The organism is Methylocystis heyeri, assembly GCF_004802635.2.
GTDB classification, from domain to species: domain Bacteria; phylum Pseudomonadota; class Alphaproteobacteria; order Rhizobiales; family Beijerinckiaceae; genus Methylocystis; species Methylocystis heyeri.
Map to the genome: position 1 here is coordinate 698,494 of NZ_CP046052.1, position 24,399 is coordinate 722,892.

The window sequence follows — 24,399 nt, forward strand, 5'->3', positions numbered from 1 at the left end:
GCTGATTTGGGCTATTTTTTCTTCGAGAGCCGGGCAAGGTTCTTATGCACCCGCTTGCGATAGACGTTCAGCGCCCGTCGCGGCGCGAGATGCGGCTGCCAAATCATCACGCTGGCCGCGGCGGCGATATTGGCGTCCATCGCCGCTTTCATTTTTTCGGCGAGCATCATGCGGCTTTCGGCGCGGGCCTTGCGGCCGCCGAGAGCGATGGTCGCCATGCGCAGGGCGACGACCTCACCGGCCTTCTGGCTAAGCATGACGGAGGCGACCGCCAGCTCTGCCCAGTCGACTTTCCTGCGTTTCATTCGACCGGCCTCCTTGCGGCAGATCAGCGCAATCTGCGCCAACCGCTATTTTTTTCCTAGAAAATCACCCCACTCCGGCGCTTCGCGGCGACCCTCCCCCTCGATGGGAGGGCGAACCCCTTCGCCCGATGGCGGCGGTTGGCGCAGATAAAACCGATCCGATCGCTCCCGCGCCGTCGCTACCCGCTCTTCCATCCGGGGCGAAGGCGCTCCATATTGCGCGAGCGGCCCCGCCCATGACCGGCCGCCAGAACGAACCCATGACCTCATCCGACAAAGAACGCCCGACGGGCAAGAAAAGCTCCCGCTCCCCGGTGCGCGCGACCCGCGCCAAAGCCGCCAAGCCCGAGCTTGCGCCGCTGGAGCCCCATCTCGCGGCTCTGCTCAATCCGGCTCTGGCGCCGGCGCAGGGCTTCGAGGAAACGCCGCAGGCGCCTTACGATCCCGGCTCGGTGACCGGCCTCGACGCCGATGACATGCGCAAATATGGGCTCGACGGCGGGGTTCCGAAAGCCGGCGACGCTGCGCCGGGCGGCTTCGGCGGCGTGCAGGCCACCATCGACAGTCTGGATCAGCTGTTGCGGCTCGGCGACCCCAATGTCCGCAACAAGGCCGCCTGGACGCCGCACCGGCCCGAGAGACCACAGAAATCCGAGGGCGGCGTCCGCTTTGAGCTGGTGTCGGACTACAAGCCCTGCGGCGACCAGCCCCACGCCATCGACGAACTCGTTAAGGGGATCGAGGCGCAGGAGCGCGATCAGGTGCTGCTCGGCGTCACCGGCTCCGGCAAGACCTTCACCATGGCGCAGGTGATCGCCCGCACCCAGCGGCCTGCGCTGATCCTGGCGCCCAACAAGACCCTGGCGGCGCAGCTCTATGGCGAGTTCAAGGCGTTCTTCCCCCACAACGCCGTGGAATATTTCGTCTCCTATTACGATTATTACCAGCCCGAGGCCTATGTGCCGCGCTCGGACACTTACATCGAGAAAGAATCCTCGGTGAACGAGCAGATCGACCGCATGCGCCACGCCGCGACGCGCGCTTTGCTGGAGCGCGACGACGTCATCATCGTCGCCTCGGTGTCATGCATCTACGGCATCGGCTCGGTGGAAACCTACACCGCGATGACCTTCGGAATCACGCTGCGCGAAAAGATCGAACCGCGCCAGCTGATCGCGGATCTGGTGGCTCTGCAGTACCGCCGCGTGCAGGCCGATTTCACCCGCGGAACCTTTCGCGTGCGCGGCGACACGGTGGATATTTTTCCCGCCCACTACGAGGATCGCGCCTGGCGCGTGAGCTTCTTCGGCGACGAGGTGGAAGGCATTTACGAGTTCGATCCTCTGACCGGCAAGAAGACGGTCGATCTCGAATTTGTGAAGGTCTACGCCAACTCGCATTACGTGACGCCGCGTCCGACGCTGCTGCAATCGATCAAGTCCATCAAGGAGGAGCTGCGCGCGCGGCTCGACGAACTCAACCGCGCCGGCCGTATCGTCGAGTCGCAGCGGCTGGAGCAGCGTACGCGCTTCGACGTCGAAATGATGGAGGCGACCGGGGCCTGCGCCGGCATCGAGAATTATTCGCGCTATCTCACCGGCAGAAAGCCGGGCGAGCCGCCGCCCACGCTGTTCGAATATCTGCCCGACAACGCGCTGGTCTTCGCCGACGAAAGCCATGTCAGCGTGCCGCAGATCGGCGCGATGTACAAGGGCGACTTTCGCCGCAAGGCGACGCTGGCCGAATATGGCTTCCGTCTGCCCTCCTGCATGGACAATCGCCCGCTGCGTTTCGAGGAGTGGGACGCGATGCGCCCCCAGACCGTCAGCGTTTCGGCGACGCCGGGCGGCTGGGAGATGGAGCAGACCGGCGGCGTCTTCGTCGAGCAGGTCATCCGCCCCACCGGCCTGATCGATCCGCCGGTCGATGTGCGGCCGGCTCGCGCGCAGGTCGACGATCTGCTGCATGAGGCGAAGGCGACCTCGCAGATGGGCTATCGCTCGCTCGTGACGGTGCTGACGAAGCGCATGGCCGAAGACCTCACCGAATATCTGCACGAGAACGGCGTGAGGGTGCGCTACATGCACTCGGACATCGACACGATCGAGCGCATCGAGATCATCCGCGACCTGCGGCTCGGCGCCTTCGACGTTCTGGTCGGCATCAATCTTCTTCGCGAGGGTCTCGATATTCCCGAATGCGGACTGGTCGCCATTCTCGACGCCGACAAGGAAGGCTTTCTGCGCTCCGAGACCTCGCTGGTCCAGACCATCGGACGCGCGGCGCGCAATGTCGACGGAAGGGTGATCCTCTACGCCGATCATGTCACCGGCTCGATGCAGCGGGCGATGGACGAAACCAACCGCCGCCGCGCCAAGCAGGAGGCCTATAACGCCGAGCACGGCATCACGCCGGCCTCGATCAAGCGCGGCATCGCCGATATTCTGGGCTCCGTCGCCGAGGAAGATCATTACACGGTGGACACCGGCGTCGACATCGCGCCCGGGCATAATCTCGCGGCGGTCATCGCTGAGCTCGAAAAGAAGATGCGCGAAGCGGCGGCCGACCTCGCTTTCGAGGAGGCGGCGCGGCTGCGCGACGAGATCCAGCGCCTGCAAAGGGCGGAGCTGCTGGCCGACGCGGGACCGATGAAATATCTGCGCGCAGCCTCAGGGGGCGCGAGCGAAAGCTCCGGGACTCGTGCGCGCAAACCGACCGACGCGGACATGGGGCCGCATAATTTCGGCGGCGGCGAGGCCCGGCCGCTCGGCCGTCCGCTGCCGCGCTCCACCATGGGCAAGCCGGGAACAAGGGCGGTGAAGGGCAAGAGCAAGTAAGGGCAGGGAGAGCGCACTTCGCCCGAACATTCAGGCCCCTTCCGAGGGAGCAGATCGAGGAGAGCGCGCGCCCGACAGGGGGCGCGAGATCGGGCTATGATAAGGGCATTCTAACCGTCCGCGTCAGGGGCTAGAAATCCACCCAATCCGGTGCGCCGGGCAGCTGCGGGAGATCATCGGTGATCGTGTACCAGGGCGCCTTGCTGGCCACGTGGACGTGACGTCCTGGTCGGACGCCAGGATCGTCATCCAGCGCTCCCAGCGGCAAGCCATAATAGTTCGGATGATCATCGAACTTGCTCAGGATCGGGGATCCGCATACCCGGCAAAAACCCCTGTGATTTCCTGGCGACGATTCGTAGAAGGTAATGAGCTCCTCGCCCTGTATAAATTTGAACTCCGCCGATTTGACGGATGCCCGGCTGCGAAAGGCGCTACCCTGCGCCTTCCGGCACATCGAGCAATGACAATTCAAGGCGCCGGACAGCTGCCCGTTAATCTGATACTTGATTCCGCCGCATAGGCAGCTTCCGTGCAACATGCGCGCCTCCAGATGACCGCTTATGCAATTTCTCGCAAGTTGCGGAGATACCAGCCGGTCCTATTCATGAGGGCGCCCGCGCCCCAAACCCCGACAAGTCCAAAAGACAAAGAGTCATGAATGGGACTCACTAAACGACGTTCTGGTATCATGTTATACTGCAGATCTTCTCAGTCTCCGCTTTCGTCAAAGCCTGCGGCGAAAGCGCGCGGCGGCAGAACATCGTGGCGAATAAAGCCTTAAGCTCATGCGGCTATTTGCCATCTTGTTGACATGGCTCAAGTGCAATGGCCGGTTTGTCACGTAAAAAGTCCAGCGTTCGGTCGCTGGCGCGCGGCGCGCATGATCCAAATACTATCGCATGATTTCATGCTTCCATGAAATTCGTCCCTAACCGTTCGAATTTGCTCAGCGCCATCGATTGAACAGCCGACAAGCATAATCATTTTCGGGAAGGAAGCGTCATGTCGCTCATCAGCTGGACGAAAGAAAAGTTCGCCACCAACGTCGCCGCGCATGATCAGGAGCATCAGGAAATCTTCAGATTGCTCAACTCGCTCGGCGAGGCGGTCGGCGCCGGCGACCGGGCCAAGGTCGGCGAGCGCCTGGACGCCTTGATCGCCTATGTGGCGGATCATTTCGCCGCCGAGGAAGCCAATTTCGCCAAATATGATTATCCCGCCACCGCCGCGCATAAGGCCGAGCACGACAAATTGGTCGCGACCTGCCTCGACGTGCAGAAGAAATTCCACGCGGGCGAAACCGAAATCACCGGCGACACCGCGGCTTTCGTCGTCGGTTGGCTGACCGATCACATTCCCAATATCGACAAATTATATGGCCCGTATCTGAATGCGAAGGGCGTCGCCTGAGGGGCGAGCCTCGCGTAATGTAAACCCGCTCCAGCGGTCGAAAGGATCGATCGCTGGAGCATCCAGCGGTGAAATCGGGTAAATTCGCCTGTTTCCGCTCAACACCACAGTTCACAAATCGGCCATTCTCGATTAGGTTCCGCGCCAATCCCGGGGCGTCGCGCCGCCAGCATTGCCGCCGCCCGAGTGAGGCGCTCCCCTGAAGGAACCACATGGCCAAAGAAGAACTGCTTGAATTTCCTGGTATTGTCACTGAGCTGCTGCCCAGCGCGATGTTCCGGGTCAAGCTCGAGAACGATCACGAAATCATTGCCCACACCGCCGGCAAGATGCGCAAGAATCGCATCCGCGTGCTGGAAGGCGACAAGGTGCTCGTGGAAATGACGCCCTACGACCTCACAAAAGGTCGCATTACCTATCGCTTCCGCTAATTGCCGTCGGCGGAGCGCCTTTCGTGACGGCCGAACCCTCGAACAGCGAAGCCGGCTCTCTGCGCCCCAAGCTCATCCTGGCCTCGGCGTCGCCGCGACGACTCGCCCTGCTGCAGCAGGCGGGCCTCGATGCGGATGCTCTGCTTCCCGCAGATATCGACGAAACCCCGCAGCGGTTCGAACTGCCGCGCAGCCTCGCCGTGCGTCTCGCCAGCGAGAAGGCCGCTGCAGCCACGAAGATCAGAAAGCTGCAGCCGGACCTCGACGGTTCGTTTCTTCTCGCCGCCGATACCGTCGTCGCGGTGGGACGTCGCATTCTGCCCAAATGCGAAACGCGCGAGGAAGCGGAAGATTGCCTTCAACTGCTCTCCGGGCGTCAGCACAGGGTCTATACGGCGGTCAGCCTGATCACGCCGCGCGGGGCGGAGCGGCGGCGTCTGGTCGAGGCGCGGCTGCGCTTCAAGCGGCTCGCCAGCGCTGAAATCAACGCCTATCTCGCCACCGGGGAGTGGCGGGGCAAGGCCGGCGGCTACGCCGTTCAGGGCTTCGCCGGCGCCTTTGTCGTCAAGCTGATCGGCTCCTATACGGCCGTGGTCGGACTGCCGCTCTATGAGACGGTGAATCTGCTGGCCGGGGAGGGCTATCCGACGCTGGAGTCCTGGACGGCGCGCGGCTAGCTCGCCGATCAGGGGACGAAGCGGAAGGCCGCCAATCGCGAGATCCCGTCATGCGGATTGCGCGTTCGCGACGGAGCGGGAGAAATCTCGGCGCGGACCGGGGCGGAGTTGGGCGCAAGCGGCGTCAGAGTGTCCAAATCGAAATGGACGCCCATCAAACTCCAGTTTTCGCCTGCTTTTCGAACAGTGATGGTCGCCGTGACCGCGCCTTTTTCGAATTGGCAGCGAGCGAGGTATCTCGCCGTGATTTTGGGGCCGCTGGTCGAATACATCTGAAAGGAATCGCCTTTCAGATCGTCATATGATTGGAAACGCCCCAGTCTCTGCCGAATATCCGACGCGAACCGGTCGAATGCGCCGGCGTTCATTTTGGCCCTGTCCCCCGGGTCCATGTAGCTCAAGAAATTAGCCGCGCTCATATCCGCCAAGACTCTCGGCAGCGCCGCTTCGACGTAGATTTTGCTTTCGGCGTCGAGTTTCTGGCCTTGGATGGCCGCATAGCCGAATATGCCGGCGCCCATGACGAGAAGCGCCAGAAAAAGGCCGCCGAGGATCCTGAGAACTTTGTTCATGGGATGCACCCGCATATAAATCGAGGGCTTGAAACTTTTATCGATCTACGGACTGCGAGCCCCGACGGTCTCGCGAGGTTGCGATAACTAGAAGTTGTAAGTTTCGTGGCGATTAAGCAGCGATTGTTTTCGCGAGATAAAGTGAATCGACCGTCGAATCGAAGCGACACAGGCGAATGGGGCTGAGCGGCCGTCCGCCTCACGAAAGGACCGACGGCTCACACATAGCGCCTTGCATAGCGCGGGCCGAGCCGGGTCAAAATCTCATAGCCTATGGTCCGCGACCGGGTCGCGAGCTCGTCGACGCCGATCTCGTCGCCGAGAAGCTCGACCCATTCCCCGCGCCGCGCCGCGCCCGGCGGCGCCTCGGTGACGTCGAGCACGATGAAATCCATCGAGACGCGCCCGACCAGCGGGCAGCGCCGGCCGCCGACCAGCGCCTCCGCCGGGGGCTTGCCCGGCGCGGTGGAGGCTCCGACCGGCACGCCGTCGGCATAGCCGACCCCGACCGTGGCCAGCTTCGTCGGCCGCGTCGCGGTCCAGGTCGCGTCATATCCGACGGTCTCGCCCGCCGCGATGTCGCGCGTCGCCAATATGCGGGCGCGAAGCCGGACGACGGGCTTCATCGGGTTGGGGCCGCGGGGCGTCGGATTGCCGCCGAACAGCGCATAGCCGGGCCGCGTGAGCTCCAGCAGCGGCTTGTGGGGCAGGAAAATCCCGGAGGAATTGCACAGCGAGGCCGGGATGCCGGGGAAAGCGGCGCGCGCGGCTGCGAGGGCGGCGATCTGTCGTTCATTGAGCGGGTCGTTGGGCGTCTGAGACGTCACGAAATGGCTCATGACCAGCCGGGGCCTGATGGCGGACGCGGCTCCAAGGGTCTGCTCGAGCGGCAGGCCCATGCGGTTCATGCCGGTGTCGAGCTGGACTGCGGCGTCGAGCCCGCTCGGAGCCCATTCGGCGATCTCCTCCAACGAGCCCAGCACGGGAATGAGGCGAGCCCGGGCGATCAGCTCGCCGCAGTCGGGAGGCAGCCCTTCCAGAACATAGATCGCGGCCGTTTCCGAAACGGCGCGGGCGCGTTCCCCCTCGGCGGCGGTGGCGACGAAAAATGTCCGGCATCCTTCGGCGAGCAGCGCCCGCATGACCGGTTCCAGCCCGAGCCCATAGGCGTTGGCCTTCAGCATCCCGGAACATTCGGCCCCGTTCGAAAAATCGGCCAGCAAGCGCCAGTTTTGGCGCAGCGCCGAAAGATCGACCGTCAGAAGGGCGTTTTCACAATGCTCGGGCCGGTCTGTCGCGGGCGTGGGGAAATCGGACATCGGGCGGGTCGGTCGCTGATTCGAGAGGACAGGCGCATATTAGGCGGCAATGCTGCGGCGCCCAAATCATGATAGACCGAGAATAAGCTTTCTCGGAGACAGAGCATGTTGAAGCCCTTGCGGCAGATTCCCCGGGGCGTCTGGGCGCTCGGCGTCGTGTCCCTGCTGATGGACCTTTCCTCCGAGATGATCCATGCCCTGTTGCCGGTATATCTGGTCGGCGTTCTCGGCGCCTCCATGGTCGAGGTCGGCGCGATCGAGGGAATAGCCGAAGCCACGGCCTCCATCGTCAAGATATTTTCCGGAGCCCTGTCGGATTGGCTGGGCAAGCGCAAATGGCTCGCGGTCCTCGGCTATGGCCTCGCCGCCGTGACCAAGCCGGCATTTCCGCTGGCCCAGGGCGTCGACCTTCTCATCGCGGCCCGTTTCATAGACCGGGTGGGCAAGGGCATACGCGGGGCGCCGCGGGACGCGCTGGTGGCCGACATCACCCCGCCGGAATTGCGCGGCGCGGCTTTCGGCCTGCGCCAATCGATGGACACCGTGGGCGCATTTCTCGGCCCCGCGGCCGCCATCGGGCTGATGTGGCTGACAGCGAATGATTTCAAGGTCGTGTTCTGGGTCGCGGTGATTCCGGCGATTCTCGCCGTCGCCGTGCTTATCGCCGGGGTGGGAGAGCCGGATCGGGCCAATGGCGGGCGAAAGGCCCGTTTTCCGCTGCATGTCGACGAATTGCGCCGGCTAGGCGGCGCCTATTGGCTCATCGTCGGCGTGGCGACGGCCTTTTCGCTGGCGAGGTTCAGCGAGGCTTTCCTGATTCTGCGCGCCCGCGACGCCGGCCTTGCCGTCGCCCTTGCGCCCCTGGTGCTGGTCGGCATGAACGTCGTTTACGCTCTCGCCGCTTATCCGGTGGGCGCGATCTCCGACAACCGCGACCGCACGACGCCGCTCGCTTTGGGACTCGTTCTGCTCATCGCCGCCGATGCGGCGCTGGCGAATCTGGGCGGTCTCGACGGGGTGGCGCTCGGCGTCGCTTTATGGGGCCTGCACATGGGCTTCACGCAAGGCCTGCTCGCTACGCTCGTCGCAGACGTGGCGACGCCGGAGCTGCGCGGGACCGCCTTCGGGGTCTTCAACCTGTTCGGGGGCGTTGCGACGCTGGCCTCCAGCCTTGCCGCAGGGGCGCTCTGGGAGGCTCACGGCGCCGAAACCGCTTTCTGGGCCAGCGCCGGCTGCGCGGGCCTCGCGCTTCTCGGGCTATGGGCGGCAAAATGGCGGATGCCTGAACTGGGGCGAAACGGGGGGTAGGAAGGCGCATTTTCGCCTTTGGAAGCCAGGCGCCTCCGACGCCGTCTCAATCGCCCTTGCAATTTGAGACGACTGGTCATATTGCTTGCTGGCGGCCAGGGAGATCAGAAAAAGGGCGCTTTCTCTAAATGGGGAGGGCCGCCGCGAAGCGGCGAGGTGGGGTGCGAGGCCGCCTCATTTTTTGCCCGCCCCACCCGATCGCGTTCAGCGATCGACCCCCCACGCAGGTGGTGGTTGGGGGCGCCTCACATGAAACGGTTCCGTCGTCACCGGGTTGCCTTGGTGAGCGGATGAATAAGTATAAGACGACCGGTCATCTAATGAACGGCGGAAAAAGAATGCGGCGTCAAAAGGGAGAGCAGCAAATGAAGATCGTAGACAATTCAGGCTGGCGGAGGTGGGTTGATCGGGAGAAGGGAGCCATCCCTCTCGGGCGGGCCGCCCTCTTCGCGGCGCTGTGCGCTTTGGCCCTGACGGCGCCCGCTGCGCGCGCCGACGAGACCTGCAATTCGCCTTTCATGACCGGGCTGATCAAGGGGCAGGAGCAATATCTCCACGTCTGGACGCTGGGGGAAAAGGGCGTCGGCGACGAATCCGACAAGCTCGTGACCATCGACGTCGTTCCGGGGTCGAAGACCTATGGCAAGGTCATTCATACGATTTCGGTCGGCGGAAGAGGCGAAGCGCATCACATGGGCTTCACCGACGATCGCAAATATCTGTGGGCCGGCCGGCTCGACGACAACAAGATCTTCATCTTCGACGTCGGCGCCGACCCCTCGACGCCGAAGCTGGTCAAGACCATCGACGATCTTGCTGAAAAGACCGGCTATGTCGGCCCGCACACCTTCTATGCGTTGCCGGGGCGCGTTCTGGTGCAGGCGCTGTCGAACAAGCAGGATCATGGCGGCCGCACCGGACTCGTCACTTTCAACAACGCCGGCGACGTCATCGCGGCGACGCCGATGCCGCTGGATAACGGCGGCGACGGCTATGGCTACGACATCGCCATCAATCCGGCCGAAAATCTGATGCTCACTTCCAGCTTCACCGGCTGGACCAATTACATGATGGACATGGGGCAGCTGATCCAGGACAGCGCGGCGATGAAGAATTTCGGCGCCACGATGGTTCTGTGGGATTTGAAGGCCATGAAGCCGGAGCAGGTGTTCTCGGTTCCCGGCGCGCCGCTCGAAATCCGCTGGGCGCTGGCGCCCGGAGCCAATTGGGCGATCTCGGCCACGGCGCTGACCTCGAAGCTCTATCTCGTCAAGCAGGACGAACAGAAGCAGTGGCGCGCCAAACCCGTCGCCGACATCGGCGACCCGGCGACGATTCCCCTTCCGGTCGACATTTCGATCGCAGCCGACGCGAAGTCGCTCTGGGTCAACACCTTCATGGACGGAACGACGCGTCTCTTCGATCTTTCCGACCCCGAAAAGCCGAAGCAGACCTACTCCAAGAAGATCGGCGCCCAGGTCAATATGGTCTCGCAGAGCTGGGACGGAAAGCGCGTCTATTACACCACCTCTCTGCTCGCCAATTGGGACAAGAAGAACGCCGACAACGAACAATTCCTGAAAGCCTACGCTTGGGACGGCAAGGAACTCACGGAGTCCTTCGCCATCGACTTCCACAAGGAGGGCTTAGGGCGGGCGCATCACATGAAGTTCACCGCCGCGGCCCCAAAGGCCGACGCCAAATGACGCGGCGAGGCAAATTTGCGGGAGGCGCGCTTGCGCCTCTCGTCTTAGTGCGCTTTCTGCTCGACATAGCCCGTCCTGTAGGACGAGCGTCCAAATGGACGCCCTATGATCGTTCGAGCGATAAGAAATCACGCCAGAATCAAATAGCTGGAGCGCATTATTGTCGCAAAAGCCTGCCAACTTTTGCGAAATGCGCTCTAGTTGCGGCGGTCGCGCTGTTCGCGCCCGCAGCGCTGGCCATGAGGCTCCCGACGCCGGGCAGCTATGCGCTGCAGCGCATCCAGCGCGCGCCGGAAGCCGAGCTGCTGGACGCGACAGGCGGACCTGTGCGCCTGTCCAGCGTCACCCGAGGCTCGGTGACTGCGCTCGCCTTCTTCTACTCCCACTGCCAGGACCCGACAGGCTGTCCTGTAGCCTGGTCGACTTTCGAGACGGCGCGCAAGGAGGCGAGCGAGGACCCGCTGCTGAAGGACAGGCTGCGCCTCGTCTTCGTGTCGCTGGACCCCGAGCGCGATCGGCCATCGGTCCTGAAGCTGCTTCAGGAGTCGGAGAGCCGGGGACCAGGCGTCCCCTGGAGTTTCCTGACCGCGCCGTCGCACGCCGCGCTCGCGCCTCTGTTGCAAGCCATGGGGCAGGATGTTTCGCCGGACGTCGACGCCGCGGGCGCAAGGACGGGCGCGCTCAACCACATGCTGAAAGTGTTCCTGATCGATCCCGAAGGCTGGACGCGGGAGATTTATACTGTCGCATTTCTGACGCCCGAGAATCTGCTGAACGACGCCCGCACGCTGGCGCTGGAATTTCCCGGCGCCGGCCCCGATTCGAAAGTGAGATGAGATGCGCCGGCTTTCTGGCCTCGTCCTGGGCTTCTTTACGATGCTCGGCGCCGCCTGCGCCGGCGAACTCAAATCGCCCCTGGGATTGCCGCCGGTTCCGGCCGCAGTGGCGGGAACGGCGCAGATGCGGAGCCTCGGCGAAAAACTCTTCTTCGACCGCAGTCTCTCCGCCAACGGCACGCTGTCCTGCGCAATGTGCCATATCCCGACGCAGGGCTATGCCTCGACCCAAAGCGCGGTTTCGATCGGCATGGAGGGGAGCGCGCTGCGCCGCAACGCGCCCTCGCTCTACAACGTCGTCTTCAAGCAGTATCTGTTTCACGACGGGCGTGAGACCGACCTCGCCGCACAGGTCTGGGGGCCGTTGCTGACCCCTGACGAGATGGGAAACGGCGGAATCGGGCCCTTGCTGACGCGCCTCGCGCAGGACAAGGACTATGGCCCCGCCTTCGGCGCCTCCTTTCCCGGCGAAGGCGTGACGATGGCGACGCTGGGCCGCGCGATCGCCGCCTATGAAGCGGGTCTGCTCAACGCAGACACGCGTTTCGATCGCGCGATCTTTGGCGGCGACGATGCGGCGCTGACGCCGCAGGAGCGGCGCGGCTACGAGATTTTCGTCTCCAAGGGCGGATGCGCGGCCTGTCACCGGATCGGCGCGGACAGCGCGCTCTTTACCGATCAGTCCTGGCACGACACCGGCGTTGCTTTTCGGTCTCGATCGGGGCCCTCGACGCGGGTGGAATTGGCCCCCGGGGTGACGACGGACGCGCGCCTTTCAGGCTTCGGCCCGGGCCGGCGCGACCCGCGCGGCGACCTCGGCCGCTTCGAGATCACCCGCAACCCCGCCGATCGCTGGGCCTTCACCACCCCTTCGCTGCGCGGCGTGAAGGACAGCCCGCCCTATATGCACGACGGCAGCATCGCGACGCTGGAAGAAGCAGTCGAATTCTACAATTCGGGCGGCGGCCCCAACCCCAACCTCGACCCGCGCCTCGTCCCGCTCGGCCTCACGGACGACGAGAAGGCGGCGATCGTCGCCTTTTTGAAAGCGCTCTGATTCTCCGAAAGCTTCGGCCCGGGCGACGACGCGTCCCGCTCTCCCTGATCATATTTAGATATGCTTATGTCGTCGGTTCGCGGATCGAGGAGCACAGGCGTCTCTTTGTCGGCGCCTCGGAAAGAAATTTCCTTCGCAGTTGCGGCGCCGGGGCGATTCATTTAACTACTATGATAAAACAAGCTCGGCTGTTGGAAGGGAAAAGCCATGGCGCAAGCCGAACTGGACGCCGCCGCGGACAAGCGGCCGCTCTCGCCGCATCTGACCGTCTACAAGCCCATGTTGACCATGGCGATGTCGATGGCGCATCGGATTTCCGGCGTGGCCCTTTACGCCGGCTCGGCCCTGCTGGCGATCTATCTGCTCGCGCTGGCCTTCGGGCCGGGCGCTTTCTCGGCTTTCTCATGGATCGCCAACGGCTTCGTCGGCCATCTCTTCATGCTGCTCTACAGCTGGGCGCTGTTTCACCATCTTCTCGGCGGCGTCCGCCATGCGGTATGGGACCGCGGGCTCTACATGGACGCCAAAGGGCGCGAGCTGATCACCCAGGCGTCGCTGGGGGGCAGCATCGCCCTGACCCTGATGACCTGGATTCTGACCACCCTCGCCGGTTGAGCGACCGTCCGGAGAACAATAGTCATGACCTCTCGCACGCAGTTCGTCAGCGGCAGGACCGGACAGGGCGCCGCTTACGTCTCCGACCGTTCGGGCTCCCCGCACGACAAATTCATGCGCCGATCCAGCTATGCGCTGGCGCCGCTCGGCCTCGTCGTCGGCTGGCTGCTCGTCTCGGTCTCGGGGAAATCCTTCGAGGCGGCGCGCGCCGAAATCGGCCGGCCGATTCCCGCGCTCGCGATCATCGCCTTCATCGCGATCGCCTGCGCCCATATGCGGCTCGGCGCCGAATCGGTCATCATCGACTATGTCCATGACCCGGCGCTGAAGGAAAAGGCGCTTGTCGCCAATAAATGGGCCTCTCTCGCCATAGCTTCTGTCTGGACGCTGGCGGTTCTCATCATCGCCGCGCCCAAGTAGCGCGGCCTTCGTTCAGCTTTCTCGCTTAAGATAAAGGCGTCGTGATGGTTGCAAACGGCGGGGCGTCGACAAGCGCCAGCATCAATGGCCGGGCCTACGAAATCGTCGATCACAGTTTCGACGTGGTGGTCGTGGGGGCCGGCGGCGCGGGCCTGCGCGCCGTGGTCGGCTGCGCCAAGGCCGGCCTGCGCGCAGCCTGCGTGACCAAGGTGTTTCCCACGCGTTCGCATACGGTTGCGGCGCAGGGCGGGGTAGCCGCCGCGCTCGGCAACATGGGGCCGGACGACTGGAAATGGCACATGTACGACACCGTCAAGGGCTCCGACTGGCTCGGAGACCAGGACGCGATCGAATATCTGTGCCGCAACGCTCCGGAAGCCGTCTACGAGCTGGAGCATTGGGGCGTGCCGTTCTCCCGCACGGCCGACGGGCGCATCTATCAGCGGCCCTTCGGCGGCATGACCACGGATTTCGGCAAGGGCCCGCCGGCGCAACGCACCTGCGCCGCCGCGGACCGCACCGGCCACGCCATGCTGCATACGCTCTATGGCCAGGCGCTCAAGCACGACACCGAGTTTTTCGTCGAGTATTTCGCGCTCGACCTGATCATGGATTCGGAAGGGCGCTGTCGCGGCGTCGTCTGCCTCAAGCTGGACGATGGAACCATCCATCGATTCCGCGCCGGCCTCACCGTGCTCGCCACCGGCGGCTACGGCCGCGCCTATCTTTCCGCGACCTCGGCGCATACCTGCACCGGCGACGGCAACGCCATGGCGCTGCGCGCCGGCCTGCCGCTGCAGGACATGGAGTTCGTGCAGTTCCATCCGACCGGCATCTATGGCGCGGGCTGCCTCATCACCGAGGGCGCGCGCGGCGAGGGCGGCTATCTGACCAACAGCGAGGGCGAGCGCTTCATGGAGCGCTATGCGCCCAGCGTCAAAGACCTCGCGCCGCGCGACATGGTCTCGCGCGCCATCACGATGGAGGTCCGCGAGGGCAGGGGCGTCGGCAAGCACAGGGACCACGCTTTCCTTCACCTCGAACATCTCGATCCGGCGATCCTGCACGAGCGCCTGCCGGGAATTTCCGAAAGCGCGAAGATATTCGCCGGCGTGGACGTCACCCGCGAGCCGATCCCGATCATTCCGACCGTCCATTACAACATGGGCGGCATACCTACGAACTACCACGGCGAAGTGCTGACCAAGAAGGGCGGCGACGGCGATGCGGTGGTGCCGGGCCTGATGGCGATCGGCGAAGCCGCCTGCGTTTCCGTGCACGGCGCCAACCGTCTCGGCTCGAATTCGCTGATCGACCTCATCGTGTTCGGTCGCGCCGCGGGCCTGCGTGCGGCGGAAGTGGTCAAGCCCGGCGAGACCCAGCCGGAACTGCCGGCCGGCAGCGCCGATGCGGCCCTTTCGCGCCTCGATCGCCTGCGCTACGCCAATGGCGCCACCCCCACCGCGGCGCTGCGGGACAAGATGCAGCGGGCGATGCAGAGCCACTGTGCGGTCTATCGCACCGGCGAGGTGCTGGCCGAAGGCGTCGAGCAGGTGAAAGCGGTGTGGCGCGAGAGCGCCGACGTCAAGGTGACGGATCGTTCGCTGATCTGGAATTCGGATCTCGTGGAGACGCTGGAGTTCGAGAATCTGATCGCCCAGGCGGCGGTGACCATCGTCTCTGCCGAGAACCGCAAGGAATCGCGCGGCGCCCATGCCCGCGAGGACTATCCGAACCGCGACGACGCCAATTGGATGAAGCATACGCTGGCGACCATCGACGCCGAGAACAAGTCGGTGTCGATCGACTACCGCGGCGTGCACAGCTTCACGATGACGGACGAAGTGCAATATATCGAGCCGAAGGCGCGGGTGTACTGAGCCGCCCGAGGAAGAGCTGCGAATATGGTTGAATTCACGCTTCCCCAAAACTCTAAGCCCCTCGAGGGCAAGACCTGGCCGCGCCCGGAGAGCGCCCGCGTCCGGGAGTTCAAAATCTATCGCTGGAATCCAGACGATGGCCAGAACCCCCGCATCGACACTTTCTTCGTCGATCTCGACGATTGCGGGCCGATGGTGCTCGACGCGATCATCTGGATCAAGGACAAGATCGACCCGACCCTGACATTCCGGCGCTCCTGCCGCGAGGGCATTTGCGGCTCCTGCGCGATGAACATCGACGGGACCAACACGCTCGCCTGCACCAAGGGCATGGAGGAAATCGAGGGCGCGATAAAGCTCTATCCGCTCCCGCACATGGCCGTGGTCAAGGATCTCGTGCCCGACCTCACCATCTTCTACGCCCAGCACGCGGCGATCGAGCCGTGGCTGCATGCGGGGCCCGACCCCGAGAAGGAACGCCTGCAATCGCCGCAGCAGCGCGCCAAGCTCGACGGGCTTTACGAGTGCATTCTCTGCGCTTGCTGCTCGACCTCATGCCCGAGCTACTGGTGGAATTCGGACCGTTACCTTGGCCCCGCCGCTCTGCTGCAGGCCAATCGCTGGATTTCCGATTCCCGCGACGAGGCCAAGGAAGAGCGGATCGGCTATGTCGACGATATTTTCCGGCTCTACCGCTGCCACACCATCATGAACTGCACCAAGACCTGCCCCAAGGGGCTGGATCCGGCCAAAGCCATCGCGGAACTCAAGAACATGGCCATTGCGGAGGTCGAGTAAGCGGCGCAGGAAGGCCAGGGCGATCGGGCGATTACCCCGGAGGCAGCTTTTACCTCGCCGGGGTAAAGGGCGCGCCCAAGCGATGTGGGGCGCCTACCCCCTCCGCGGGGAAGTCGACGGCCGAAGGCGGTCGGGTGGGGGGTAAAAGGCCCAACGCGAGGTTCATGCTCGCCCCCCCGCCGCTTCGCGGCGACCCTCCCCGTCCAGGGGAGGGTGGGCGTTCATCACCCGTCAGCCATAATCTCGAAACGTGAGCTGGTTGCCTTCGCGTCGCCCAGAAGGCAAATTAGTCAGAACTTGCCTATGCCGAATTGGAGTGCCACGCGATGCGTTTTCGTGGAAGCCTGCTTGTTGCAGCACTGATGGTCGGGGTCCTCGCGGCGCCTCTCGCTCATGCGGAGGAGCTCAGCCTCGACGCCCAATCGCTCGACACCTCGGGCGTCCCCGCCAAGTCCAAGGGCAAGAAGGCTTCGAAAGCGAAGCAGCAGCAAAATGCGCCGACCGCCGCAGCCAAGGCTTCCGGAACGCCGGGCGGGGATCGCCAGTTCGGCGAGCTGGAGGGATGGTCTCCCGGCAAGGCGCCGCCGAAAAAGAAGGAAGACGACAATTCTTCCTCCGGTCCCGCCAAGGGGCCGGTGGGCGTTTCGCCGACCGGAAGCATGTCGGTCGGCCTGCCGTTCTGATCAGGAAACAGAAGCAATCCCGGCCGGCCAATGCGCGGCGGGACGGAGACAATCATGGCGTATAAGGTCGCTGTCGTCGGCGCCACCGGTAATGTGGGCCGCGAAATGCTGGATATCCTCGCCGAACGGCGCTTTCCCGTCTCGGAAGTGGTTCCGCTCGCTTCGTCCCGGTCTATCGGGCAGGAAGTGTCCTTCGGCGACAAGACCCTGAAATGCCGCCACCTCGATACTTACGACTTCAGCGACACGGACATCTGTCTCATGTCCGCGGGAGGGGATGTTTCGAGGGAATGGTCGCCGCGCATCGGCGCCAAGGGCTGCGTCGTGATCGACAATTCGAGCGCCTTCCGCATGGACCCGGAAGTGCCGCTGGTCGTGCCCGAGGTCAACGCCGACGCCGTCGCCGGCTTCACGCAAAAATACATCATCGCCAATCCCAACTGCTCGACCGCGCAGCTCGTGGTGGCGCTGAAGCCTCTGCATGACGCCGCAAAGATCCAGCGTGTCGTGGTCTCGACCTATCAGTCGGTTTCCGGCGCCGGCAAAGAGGCGATGGACGAGCTTTTCGCCCAGACCCGCGCCATCTTCGTCTCCGACGCCGTTCAGACGAAGAAATTCCCCAAGCGCATCGCCTTCAATCTCATTCCTCAGATCGACGTCTTCATGGAGGACGGCTTCACCAAGGAGGAATGGAAGATGGTGGCCGAGACCAAGAAAATCCTCGACCCCAAGATCAAGCTGGTCGCCACCTGCGTCCGCGTGCCGGTGTTCATCAGCCATTCCGAGTCGGTGAACGTGGAGTTCGAGCGGCCGATTTCGCCCGAGGAAGCGCGCGACATTCTGCGCGAGGCGCCCGGGGTGCTGGTGATCGACAAGCATGAGCCGGGCGGATACATCACGCCCCACGAAGCCGCCGGCGAGGACGCGACCTATGTCTCGCGCATCCGCTGCGATCCGACCGTCGAGAACGGCCTCGCCTTCTGGTGCGTGTCGGACAACCTCCGCAAGGGCGCGGCGCTGAACGCTGTTCAGATCGCCGAAGTGCTGCTCAACCGCAAGCTGCTGGGGCCGAAGACGGGCAGGGCGTAGCGGGTTTCCGCGCCCGCCGAAGAAAGGGCGGGTTGCGCGCCTGCGCAGTCCGCCTGGATTGCGTCGGCGCTGCGCTCCTTGCAATGACGCGGGGTCTGGCCGGCAATCCGCAACCGGGACGTCTGTCGAAGCGTTGATCCTCATGTGCTCGGGCGGGACCGGCTGTGAGGAGGCGGTGATGGTGCAGTTCCGGAATGAGGACGAGAAGGGCGCGCTGTCCCCAAAAGAAAAAGTCTCTTGGGCGGCGGTTTCCTACAAGCCTCTTGCGAAGGCGCTGCCTCTCGGCGACGACAACGCTTATCGCTTGGCGGCGCTCGCGGCGGTCGCCGTCGGCGTCGCATTTATCGAGGTCGAATTGCTCGCGGGCGTAGCGCTTGGCGTGGCCGCGATGGCGGCTCCGCAATTCATCAAGGTTTTGAGGTCCGGCAAAAGGCAAGCGGAGAAAAGGCTCGGGGAAGCCGGGTCGGCCGCGGAGGGCGCCGCTGAGCCTCTTTCTGGCGACATGACGACGGCTTCGAATGACGCGACCGCCGTTGGCGCGGCTGAGCCGGCCGCGGACATGTTTCATAAGACAGTGACAAAAATCGTCGGCTCCGCTCCCGGAGAGCCGGGAGAGCTCAAGCAGAAATTGCTCCAGCTGGGCTCGGAACTCGACCTCATCAAGGATCGCATGCCCCCTGACGCCCTCGCGCCCCTCAAAGCCGAGGTTGAAAAACTGGCGCAGGAAGCGACGAGCGGGAAGCGCGAAAGCACGCTTCGAATCTCCGCAGAGCGCATCCTCGCCATGTTGAAACTCACGGCCGAACTGGCCGCCCCGGCGGCGAAGCTAATTCCGGAAATATTGGCGGTTGTCGGGTAATTCGACCGGGGCTCGATATCGTGCGCGCCTTCGGCGGCCTGTTTGGCGAAACTGGCGAAACTGCTATCCTGGCTCTCGCCAATCATACGAAATCCGCTCGATTGGAGCGGCATTTCGTATTCCTTCGCCGCAAAAATCGATGCCGATCAGTGATTTTTGCGGCGGTCGCTTCCGCGAATCGCGAAGCGATCTCGGGGAAGCCGTATCAGTTGGAGGAGCCTATGCTCGAGCGCCTCGCTCCGTTCGCCGACCGGTTCACATCCCCGGGCGAGCTGCGGCGGCATGTGAATTCGTCGTCCCGCATTGCGATGCGCAAAGGGGTGCTGTTGAGTAACGGCCAGTCGCGCGACGGCGGCATATCCGCGCGGGTCTACCGAAACGGGGTTTACGGCTTTGCCGCGGCTCCGCAGGACGACGACGACGCCATCCGGGCCGCCATTGCCGCCGCCGAGGACAACGCCGACAGCGTGGGCCGCGCTGATGCGGGCGGCGCGCCCTTGGCCGCCTCGGCCCTGGGAGAGGGCGTTTACGACTATCGCAGCGCCAGGCCCTCGACCACGCCGGCCGGGCGCGTGGAAATCCTCAGGAGCCTCGACGCGGCGATCCGCGGCAAATTTCCCCACCTCGTGAATGTGGACATTACGCTTTCGAGCCACGCCAGCGAAAAAACCCTGGTCACCTCCGAGGGGGCGCGGGCCTATTCTTATGTTCCGCGCTCGGTGCTGGGGGTGAAGATGGCGATAGAAGCCAACGACGGCCTGGTCGAGCTATACAACTCTCTCGGCGGCTTCGGCGAAATCCAGGACCAGTCCTTCGAACCCCTCAGCCTTTCCGCGTGGCTGGACGATCTCTACGAGGAGCTGCGCCGCAAGGCTGAAGGCGGACAGTGCGAAGCCGGCCTGCAGGATGTCGTGCTCGATTCCGATCTCGCCGGCATTCTGGCCCATGAGGCGATAGGCCATACCTGCGAAGCCGATTATGTGCTGGCCGGATCGGTCGCCGGCGACTGGGTCGGGGAGGCGGTCGCTTCCGAAAAGATCACGCTGGTGGATTACGCGGGACGCGGCTTCGACGACAAATCCAGCTTCGCGATCCATGTCGACGACGAAGGCACTGTTTGCCGCGACGTAACGCTGATCGAAAAGGGCGTGTTGCGCAATTTTCTCCACAGCAAGAAGACCGCGGCGGAACTCGGCGCCGAACCGGCCGGCAACGCCAGGGCCTTCTCCTTCTCCGACGAACCCCTGGTGAGGATGCGCAACACGGCTATCGCCGCGGGCGCCGACAAGCTGGAAGACATGATCGGCGCGGTCGAGAGCGGGTATTATCTGAAGCGCGCCACCAACGGCCAGGCGGATTTCACCAGCGAATTCATGTTCGGCGTCAGTTGCGGCTATGAGATTCGCAAGGGAAAACTCGGCCGCGCCATCCGCGACACGACCATCTCCGGCGTCGCCTTCGATATGCTCAAGACGGTCACGCATGTCGGCGACGAATTCAGATGGTCCGGCGCGGGCGGCTGGTGCGGCAAGAAACAGCCGATCGCCGTCGGCATGGGCGGGCCGGCGATCAAATGCAAGATCACTGTGGGAGGCCGGGGTTGACGTCGCTCCAGAACGCAAGCCTCGATGATTTTTCCGCCGAACTGGTCGCGCGCGCGCTGGCCCGGGGCGCCTCGGCCGCTCAGGCGCGGGCGAGCGACGATCGCTATTTCGAAATGCAGTTCGACAATCGCGGCTATGATCTCGTGCGCTCCGTCCAAAACGCCGCCGCTTCGATCACGGTCTTCCTCGACGGCAAACGCGGCGACGCATCGCTGAACGGGCGCTCGACGGAAGAAGTCGCGGCGGCTCTCGACTCGGCTTTTTTCGCCGCTGAAGCGGGAGTTGCCGACGAGGCCAACGACGTCGCCGCGGCGCCGAGCCTTCCGGCGAGCCGTCACGGGCTCGACATTGCGGACCGCGCCACGATGGGGGAGGGCGTCGAGAGCTTGCTTGCGCGGCTGCGGAGCGAATTTCCGCTGGTGCGCATACGCGACAGCCTGCACAGCTTCTCGGACGTCGAGACCGCCTTCGCCAATTCCCGCGGAGTGGCTCAAAAGGAGCGCCGCGCGCGTTACAATTTTTCCGCCCTGTTCATGGCCAGGGAGGGCTCCAGGGCGAGTTCCGTCAATTGGGCCGAGGCGTCGAGCTATCAGCCCTTCGGGAATCCCTTCCATGCCCTGGGGCTGGGGCGCCTGCTGGACGAAGCTGTCCGCTCGCTCGACCCCAGACCCGTTCCCTGCAAATTCGAGGGCGACGTCATCATAACTCCCGAGTGCTTCGCGGGGCTGGCCGGCTCCATCGGCGAAGCCCTTTCGGGGGCTTCGCTTTTCGCCGGAACCACGCCGTTCGTTGACAAGAAGGGGGAGATGATCGCCAGTCCTCTCTTTTCGCTCGCCAATCGTCCTTGTGACAAAAGCGCGCCGGGAGGAGCCGATTTCGACGGCTTCGGCGTGCCGACAAGCGATCTGGAGATCGTGACCAACGGAAGGCTCAATGATTTCCTGATCGATTATTTTTTCTCGAGAAAGCTCAAAGCTCCCCAGACGGCGGGAGCGTGGAGGTTTACCGTCACCTCCGGCGACGCCTCTCTTGCGGCGATGATCGCCGGCGTCAAACGCGGAATTTTGTTCTCGCGCTTTTCGGGCGGGGGACCCAACAGCAATCTCGACTTCACCGGGGTCGCCAAGAATTCTTTCTATATCGAGGATGGCGAGATCCGCCACGCTCTCGGCGAGACCATGGTCAGCGGCAATTTCCAGGAGCTGTTGAAGAACATCTACGCGGTTTCGAGGGAGAGGGTCGATTTCGGCTCGGCGAGCTACCCCTGGCTGGCCGCCTCGGGCGTGGTCATTTCCTCAAAGTAAGGGACGCCGGGATCGAAACTTCTGGGCCCATGTCGGGGCGATGCGATCAACGCCGTGCGGGTCGCCGCCGGAGGACGAAATCTCGCCTATGACGACCTTCAGTTCAGCAGAAATCGTCGCGCCATTGGCTCCCCTGATCGGACTGCCGGTCTGGGGCATAAGGCAGCTCGTCGGCAGCTTCACCTATCTGGAATTCGGGGATCCTCACCTGTGGATCCGAGAACCACTCAACCCCGATCCTGCTCTGTCGCCGATCGTGCAGAAAGGGCTTAGGCAAAGGCGAATTTGGCCCGAGGGAGTGTGGAGCCTGACGCTGTATATGTGCGGATGGGCGATTTTTCTGGACTCGCAACAGCTGGGGCATTGCGAAACGCCGAGAGATGCAATCGACCGTGTTTGGGAAGACGATGTAGCGGGCAGGAAGCTGGAATCTATCCGCATCGATGCGCAGACTTCCGAGACGGTCTTTACTTTCGAAGGCGGGTTGGAAGTCAGAACCTGGCCGTTGGATTCAGATCATGGACAATGGCGCGTAGGTCACAAAGACGGCGATTCTTTTGCGCTCCGGGGAGACGGGGCCTTTTCCAAGCGTAAAGGCAATACGCCTCCGTCCGATTACGAGTGGAGCAAATGTGACGAAACGCCTGAAATAGTGATCGGTCGCTTCCACTGATGGCCGAGCCTCCTCACCCCTTGTGCCAGGGCTTGACCTCGCTGAGCGACCATTCGGCGGTTTTCTCGCGGCAGGCTGCGCCCTGCAGCCGCTCCTGGGTTTCCCTGGTCGAGACGTCGGCGACGAAAGCCCGGCAGATTTTCCCTTCGATGGGATAGGCGGGGCCGACCGGCGTGAAGCTGCCTTTGGCCCCCGACTGCGAATTGTCCCAGTTCACGCTGCCGCCGGCGCCTTGCGGATCGAGCGCGGTGCCGAGCGCGGCGATGGCGCGCCGCTGATCTTCGGCGTCGAGGCCGCGTGTGAGTTCGGGAGCAGGCTTATGGATGGAGCCGGTGACATCGTCGGTGGAAACGGCGCGCCAGCCGTCGGATGGCGTCATGGCGATGGAGCAGGCGCCGAGCGCGCTTGTGGACAGCGCAATCCCGAGCGCCGCGATCAAGCGCGGAGTTTGAGGAATTCCGCCCGGAGCGCTATGTCTGGCGTTGGATCGACGCAAAGCTCACCCTTTACAGAGGCCTGTACCTAACGCAGGCGTTACCGGAGGATTTTCTCTTGAACGCGTTAAAGACCGGTGACTTCGTGGAGGCCGACGAGCCTTTTGCTTTGTTCGGCGAATGGTTTGCGGAGGCCCAGGCGAAAGAAGTCAACGATCCCGAGGCCATGGCGCTCGCGACCGCCGACGCGGAGGGGCTCCCCGACGTCCGGATGGTGCTGCTGAAGGGTTGGAGCGAATCAGGTTTCGTATTTTACACCAACGCCGAGAGCGCGAAGGGCCGCCAGCTCGCCGCCAATATGCAGGCCGCCGGCCTGTTCCACTGGAAATCCCTTCGCCGGCAGGTGCGCCTGCGCGGTCCGGTCCACGCCCTCGACGACGCCGAGTCCGACGCCTATTTCGCGAGCCGCCCGCGCGACAGCCGCATCGGCGCCTGGGCCAGCCAGCAATCACGTCCTCTGGAAAGCCGGTTCGCGCTGGAAAAAGCGGTGGCGCATTACGCCGTCAAATTCGCAGTGGGCGACATTCCCCGGCCCGCCCATTGGCGAGGCTTTCGCATCGCCCCCATCGCCATGGAGTTCTGGGCCGACAAGCCTTTCCGGCTGCATGATCGCGTCCGCTTCACGCGCGAAGGGGAAGTGGCTCCATGGTCGAAGCAGCGGCTTTATCCATGAGTGGCCGCGCCCGGCGCCTGCGGCTGCTGTGCTCTCTCGCGATCGTGGCGGGGCTGGTCCCATCATCGCCGGACGCTCTCGCCGCGACTCCCGCTCGCGCCAAGACGCATGGAGCTTCGCCGCAAAAGGGGCACAAGGCTGCAAAGCCTGCGCCCAAGCCCGAGCAGAAGGCGCCGGAGCCCGCCGCTCAAACCGAGCCGCCGCCGGCTCCCTATGATCCGCAACTGGTCAGGCTCTCGGAAGTCCTGGGCGGCCTGTCGTTCCTTCGGGACCTCTGCGGCGACGGCGACGGCGAGGATTTTCGCAGCAAGATGTCGCAGCTTCGCGATTCGGCCGCGCCGGCAGGTGTTCGCCGGCAGAAGCTCACTGCCGCCTTCAACCGCGGCTTTCGCGGCTATGAACTCACCTACCGCTCCTGCACGCCCAACGCCCGCCTCGTGATCGCGCGTTATCTCGAAGAGGCGGAACGGCTTTCCCAGGATGTCGTCACCCGTTACGGCAATCCCTGAACGATTTGGAGAATGCCTGTTAACCCTTTGGAAAGAGGCGTGTCGCGCAGCGGCGCGAGCTTGTTTAGAGTGCTCTGCATGACGCGATTCAATCCCTTATCCGACGAAAACGCCGGCGCCGACCAACACAGCGCGGCGCTGGTCTATGTCACCGAAGCTTTCGCCGAGGCTATTCTCGCGGGGATTGAAAGCGACAGTTTCGCTCATGCCGCGCTCTCTGCAGCATTTTGCGAGCTGGTCGCGACCTATGGCGAGGATATCGTCGCCTCATTCGCCGAGAGCCTGCCCGCCCGCGTGCGGGCCGGCGAATTCTCGACCAGCGCGAGGCATTAGGGCG

At 63.8% G+C, this 24,399-nt stretch carries 26 protein-coding genes; 21 read left to right on the forward strand and 5 right to left on the reverse strand.

Annotation, left to right across the window (positions count from 1 at the left end; genetic code table 11):
* Nucleotides 1-11: 11 nt before the first annotated feature.
* Nucleotides 12-305, reverse strand: coding sequence for a hypothetical protein (locus H2LOC_RS03020; RefSeq protein ID WP_136495040.1), 294 nt, complete (start codon nt 303-305; stop codon nt 12-14).
* 260 nt (nt 306-565) lie between these two features.
* Between H2LOC_RS03020 and uvrB the strand changes: the two genes are divergently transcribed.
* On the forward strand, nt 566-3,142 hold the full coding sequence (gene uvrB, locus H2LOC_RS03025) for an excinuclease ABC subunit UvrB (protein WP_136495041.1): 2,577 nt from the start codon (nt 566-568) through the stop codon (nt 3,140-3,142).
* A gap of 130 nt (nt 3,143-3,272) precedes the next feature.
* On the opposite strand, the gene H2LOC_RS03030 is transcribed toward uvrB, so the two are convergent.
* The gene (locus H2LOC_RS03030) at nt 3,273-3,683 is read right to left on the reverse strand and encodes a GFA family protein (RefSeq protein WP_136495042.1); all 411 of its coding nucleotides are present in this window, start codon (nt 3,681-3,683) and stop codon (nt 3,273-3,275) included.
* Nucleotides 3,684-4,147: 464 nt separating this feature from the next.
* Here H2LOC_RS03030 and H2LOC_RS03035 point away from each other — a divergent pair, with 464 nt between their 5' ends.
* The 3 genes from H2LOC_RS03035 (at nt 4,148) to H2LOC_RS03045 (ending at nt 5,663) form a co-directional block, all read left to right on the forward strand.
* Nucleotides 4,148-4,555 carry a bacteriohemerythrin gene (locus tag H2LOC_RS03035; protein ID WP_136495043.1) on the forward strand — a complete coding sequence of 136 codons (408 nt, stop codon included), beginning with the start codon at nt 4,148-4,150 and terminating at the stop codon, nt 4,553-4,555.
* A gap of 212 nt (nt 4,556-4,767) precedes the next feature.
* A complete protein-coding gene (infA, locus tag H2LOC_RS03040) occupies nt 4,768-4,986 on the forward strand; it encodes a translation initiation factor IF-1 (protein ID WP_016920926.1) in 219 nt (72 codons plus the stop codon).
* A 23-nt stretch (nt 4,987-5,009) separates the two neighbouring features.
* Complete coding sequence (locus tag H2LOC_RS03045; RefSeq protein WP_136495044.1) at nt 5,010-5,663, forward strand: Maf-like protein; 654 nt, start codon at nt 5,010-5,012, stop codon at nt 5,661-5,663.
* Between the two features lie 8 nt (nt 5,664-5,671).
* On the opposite strand, the gene H2LOC_RS03050 is transcribed toward H2LOC_RS03045, so the two are convergent.
* Nucleotides 5,672-6,235, reverse strand: a complete 564-nt coding sequence (locus tag H2LOC_RS03050) for a hypothetical protein (protein ID WP_136495045.1) — start codon at nt 6,233-6,235, stop codon at nt 5,672-5,674.
* Between the two features lie 218 nt (nt 6,236-6,453).
* On the reverse strand, nt 6,454-7,554 hold the full coding sequence (alr, locus tag H2LOC_RS03055; RefSeq protein WP_136495046.1) for an alanine racemase: 1,101 nt from the start codon (nt 7,552-7,554) through the stop codon (nt 6,454-6,456).
* Between the two features lie 105 nt (nt 7,555-7,659).
* Between alr and H2LOC_RS03060 the strand changes: the two genes are divergently transcribed.
* The 14 genes from H2LOC_RS03060 to H2LOC_RS03125 all read left to right on the forward strand — a co-directional run bounded on the left by H2LOC_RS03060 (nt 7,660) and on the right by H2LOC_RS03125 (nt 22,386).
* The gene (locus H2LOC_RS03060; RefSeq protein WP_136495047.1) at nt 7,660-8,862 is read left to right on the forward strand and encodes an MFS transporter; all 1,203 of its coding nucleotides are present in this window, start codon (nt 7,660-7,662) and stop codon (nt 8,860-8,862) included.
* Between the two features lie 365 nt (nt 8,863-9,227).
* The gene (gene mtoX / locus H2LOC_RS03065; RefSeq protein ID WP_136495048.1) at nt 9,228-10,568 is read left to right on the forward strand and encodes a methanethiol oxidase; all 1,341 of its coding nucleotides are present in this window, start codon (nt 9,228-9,230) and stop codon (nt 10,566-10,568) included.
* A 239-nt stretch (nt 10,569-10,807) separates the two neighbouring features.
* On the forward strand, nt 10,808-11,404 hold the full coding sequence (locus tag H2LOC_RS03070) for an SCO family protein (protein WP_162009686.1): 597 nt from the start codon (nt 10,808-10,810) through the stop codon (nt 11,402-11,404).
* 1 nt (nt 11,405) lies between these two features.
* Nucleotides 11,406-12,461 (forward strand): cytochrome-c peroxidase, encoded by a 1,056-nt coding sequence (locus H2LOC_RS03075; RefSeq protein ID WP_136495050.1) that lies wholly within the window; start codon nt 11,406-11,408, stop codon nt 12,459-12,461.
* Between the two features lie 207 nt (nt 12,462-12,668).
* The gene (gene sdhC, locus H2LOC_RS03080) at nt 12,669-13,076 is read left to right on the forward strand and encodes a succinate dehydrogenase, cytochrome b556 subunit (protein ID WP_136495051.1); all 408 of its coding nucleotides are present in this window, start codon (nt 12,669-12,671) and stop codon (nt 13,074-13,076) included.
* Between the two features lie 24 nt (nt 13,077-13,100).
* Entirely contained in the window at nt 13,101-13,496 is a 396-nt protein-coding gene (gene sdhD / locus H2LOC_RS03085) for a succinate dehydrogenase, hydrophobic membrane anchor protein (protein ID WP_136495052.1), read from the forward strand.
* 44 nt (nt 13,497-13,540) lie between these two features.
* Nucleotides 13,541-15,376, forward strand: a complete 1,836-nt coding sequence (sdhA, locus tag H2LOC_RS03090) for a succinate dehydrogenase flavoprotein subunit (RefSeq protein ID WP_136495053.1) — start codon at nt 13,541-13,543, stop codon at nt 15,374-15,376.
* Nucleotides 15,377-15,400: 24 nt separating this feature from the next.
* On the forward strand, nt 15,401-16,174 hold the full coding sequence (locus H2LOC_RS03095; protein ID WP_136495054.1) for a succinate dehydrogenase iron-sulfur subunit: 774 nt from the start codon (nt 15,401-15,403) through the stop codon (nt 16,172-16,174).
* Between the two features lie 326 nt (nt 16,175-16,500).
* Nucleotides 16,501-16,857 (forward strand): hypothetical protein, encoded by a 357-nt coding sequence (locus H2LOC_RS03100; protein ID WP_136495055.1) that lies wholly within the window; start codon nt 16,501-16,503, stop codon nt 16,855-16,857.
* Nucleotides 16,858-16,911: 54 nt separating this feature from the next.
* Nucleotides 16,912-17,946: an aspartate-semialdehyde dehydrogenase gene (locus tag H2LOC_RS03105; protein WP_136495056.1), complete on the forward strand. Its 1,035-nt coding sequence runs from the start codon at nt 16,912-16,914 to the stop codon at nt 17,944-17,946.
* Between the two features lie 178 nt (nt 17,947-18,124).
* Complete coding sequence (locus H2LOC_RS03110) at nt 18,125-18,805, forward strand: hypothetical protein (RefSeq protein WP_154331557.1); 681 nt, start codon at nt 18,125-18,127, stop codon at nt 18,803-18,805.
* A 221-nt stretch (nt 18,806-19,026) separates the two neighbouring features.
* Nucleotides 19,027-20,409 (forward strand): TldD/PmbA family protein, encoded by a 1,383-nt coding sequence (locus tag H2LOC_RS03115; protein ID WP_154331558.1) that lies wholly within the window; start codon nt 19,027-19,029, stop codon nt 20,407-20,409.
* Complete coding sequence (locus H2LOC_RS03120) at nt 20,406-21,713, forward strand: TldD/PmbA family protein (RefSeq protein WP_162009687.1); 1,308 nt, start codon at nt 20,406-20,408, stop codon at nt 21,711-21,713. Before H2LOC_RS03115 ends, H2LOC_RS03120 begins: the two co-directional genes overlap by 4 nt.
* An 88-nt stretch (nt 21,714-21,801) precedes the next feature.
* Nucleotides 21,802-22,386, forward strand: coding sequence for a hypothetical protein (locus tag H2LOC_RS03125; RefSeq protein WP_136495060.1), 585 nt, complete (start codon nt 21,802-21,804; stop codon nt 22,384-22,386).
* A gap of 13 nt (nt 22,387-22,399) precedes the next feature.
* On the opposite strand, the gene H2LOC_RS03130 is transcribed toward H2LOC_RS03125, so the two are convergent.
* Nucleotides 22,400-22,825, reverse strand: a complete 426-nt coding sequence (locus H2LOC_RS03130; RefSeq protein ID WP_246206960.1) for an RT0821/Lpp0805 family surface protein — start codon at nt 22,823-22,825, stop codon at nt 22,400-22,402.
* A 113-nt stretch (nt 22,826-22,938) separates the two neighbouring features.
* Between H2LOC_RS03130 and pdxH the strand changes: the two genes are divergently transcribed.
* From pdxH to H2LOC_RS03145, 3 genes are all read left to right on the forward strand, one after another.
* Nucleotides 22,939-23,553, forward strand: a complete 615-nt coding sequence (gene pdxH / locus H2LOC_RS03135; RefSeq protein ID WP_136495061.1) for a pyridoxamine 5'-phosphate oxidase — start codon at nt 22,939-22,941, stop codon at nt 23,551-23,553.
* Nucleotides 23,526-24,062: a TIGR02301 family protein gene (locus tag H2LOC_RS03140; RefSeq protein WP_246206961.1), complete on the forward strand. Its 537-nt coding sequence runs from the start codon at nt 23,526-23,528 to the stop codon at nt 24,060-24,062. The genes pdxH and H2LOC_RS03140 overlap by 28 nt, the downstream gene beginning before the upstream one ends.
* Nucleotides 24,063-24,140: 78 nt before the next feature.
* Nucleotides 24,141-24,395 (forward strand): hypothetical protein, encoded by a 255-nt coding sequence (locus tag H2LOC_RS03145; protein ID WP_136495062.1) that lies wholly within the window; start codon nt 24,141-24,143, stop codon nt 24,393-24,395.
* The last annotated feature ends 4 nt before the right edge of the window (nt 24,396-24,399 follow it).

What these genes read in the sequence shown, in the direction of transcription:
- H2LOC_RS03030 (WP_136495042.1), bottom strand. Translation starts at nt 3,683, where the DNA reads ATGTTGCACGGAAGCTGCCTATGCGGCGGAATCAAGTATCAGATTAAC.
- H2LOC_RS03115 (WP_154331558.1), top strand. Translation starts at nt 19,027, where the DNA reads ATGCTCGAGCGCCTCGCTCCGTTCGCCGACCGGTTCACATCCCCGGGC.
- H2LOC_RS03140 (WP_246206961.1), top strand. Translation starts at nt 23,526, where the DNA reads ATGGTCGAAGCAGCGGCTTTATCCATGAGTGGCCGCGCCCGGCGCCTG.
- H2LOC_RS03110 (WP_154331557.1), top strand. Translation starts at nt 18,125, where the DNA reads ATGGTGCAGTTCCGGAATGAGGACGAGAAGGGCGCGCTGTCCCCAAAA.
- H2LOC_RS03105 (WP_136495056.1), top strand. Translation starts at nt 16,912, where the DNA reads ATGGCGTATAAGGTCGCTGTCGTCGGCGCCACCGGTAATGTGGGCCGC.
- infA (WP_016920926.1), top strand. Translation starts at nt 4,768, where the DNA reads ATGGCCAAAGAAGAACTGCTTGAATTTCCTGGTATTGTCACTGAGCTG.
- alr (WP_136495046.1), bottom strand. Translation starts at nt 7,554, where the DNA reads ATGTCCGATTTCCCCACGCCCGCGACAGACCGGCCCGAGCATTGTGAA.
- H2LOC_RS03020 (WP_136495040.1), bottom strand. Translation starts at nt 305, where the DNA reads ATGAAACGCAGGAAAGTCGACTGGGCAGAGCTGGCGGTCGCCTCCGTC.
- sdhC (WP_136495051.1), top strand. Translation starts at nt 12,669, where the DNA reads ATGGCGCAAGCCGAACTGGACGCCGCCGCGGACAAGCGGCCGCTCTCG.
- H2LOC_RS03035 (WP_136495043.1), top strand. Translation starts at nt 4,148, where the DNA reads ATGTCGCTCATCAGCTGGACGAAAGAAAAGTTCGCCACCAACGTCGCC.
- H2LOC_RS03145 (WP_136495062.1), top strand. Translation starts at nt 24,141, where the DNA reads ATGACGCGATTCAATCCCTTATCCGACGAAAACGCCGGCGCCGACCAA.
- H2LOC_RS03070 (WP_162009686.1), top strand. Translation starts at nt 10,808, where the DNA reads ATGAGGCTCCCGACGCCGGGCAGCTATGCGCTGCAGCGCATCCAGCGC.
- H2LOC_RS03075 (WP_136495050.1), top strand. Translation starts at nt 11,406, where the DNA reads ATGCGCCGGCTTTCTGGCCTCGTCCTGGGCTTCTTTACGATGCTCGGC.
- mtoX (WP_136495048.1), top strand. Translation starts at nt 9,228, where the DNA reads ATGAAGATCGTAGACAATTCAGGCTGGCGGAGGTGGGTTGATCGGGAG.
- sdhD (WP_136495052.1), top strand. Translation starts at nt 13,101, where the DNA reads ATGACCTCTCGCACGCAGTTCGTCAGCGGCAGGACCGGACAGGGCGCC.
- H2LOC_RS03125 (WP_136495060.1), top strand. Translation starts at nt 21,802, where the DNA reads ATGACGACCTTCAGTTCAGCAGAAATCGTCGCGCCATTGGCTCCCCTG.
- H2LOC_RS03050 (WP_136495045.1), bottom strand. Translation starts at nt 6,235, where the DNA reads ATGAACAAAGTTCTCAGGATCCTCGGCGGCCTTTTTCTGGCGCTTCTC.
- uvrB (WP_136495041.1), top strand. Translation starts at nt 566, where the DNA reads ATGACCTCATCCGACAAAGAACGCCCGACGGGCAAGAAAAGCTCCCGC.
- H2LOC_RS03100 (WP_136495055.1), top strand. Translation starts at nt 16,501, where the DNA reads ATGCGTTTTCGTGGAAGCCTGCTTGTTGCAGCACTGATGGTCGGGGTC.
- H2LOC_RS03060 (WP_136495047.1), top strand. Translation starts at nt 7,660, where the DNA reads ATGTTGAAGCCCTTGCGGCAGATTCCCCGGGGCGTCTGGGCGCTCGGC.
- sdhA (WP_136495053.1), top strand. Translation starts at nt 13,541, where the DNA reads ATGGTTGCAAACGGCGGGGCGTCGACAAGCGCCAGCATCAATGGCCGG.
- H2LOC_RS03095 (WP_136495054.1), top strand. Translation starts at nt 15,401, where the DNA reads ATGGTTGAATTCACGCTTCCCCAAAACTCTAAGCCCCTCGAGGGCAAG.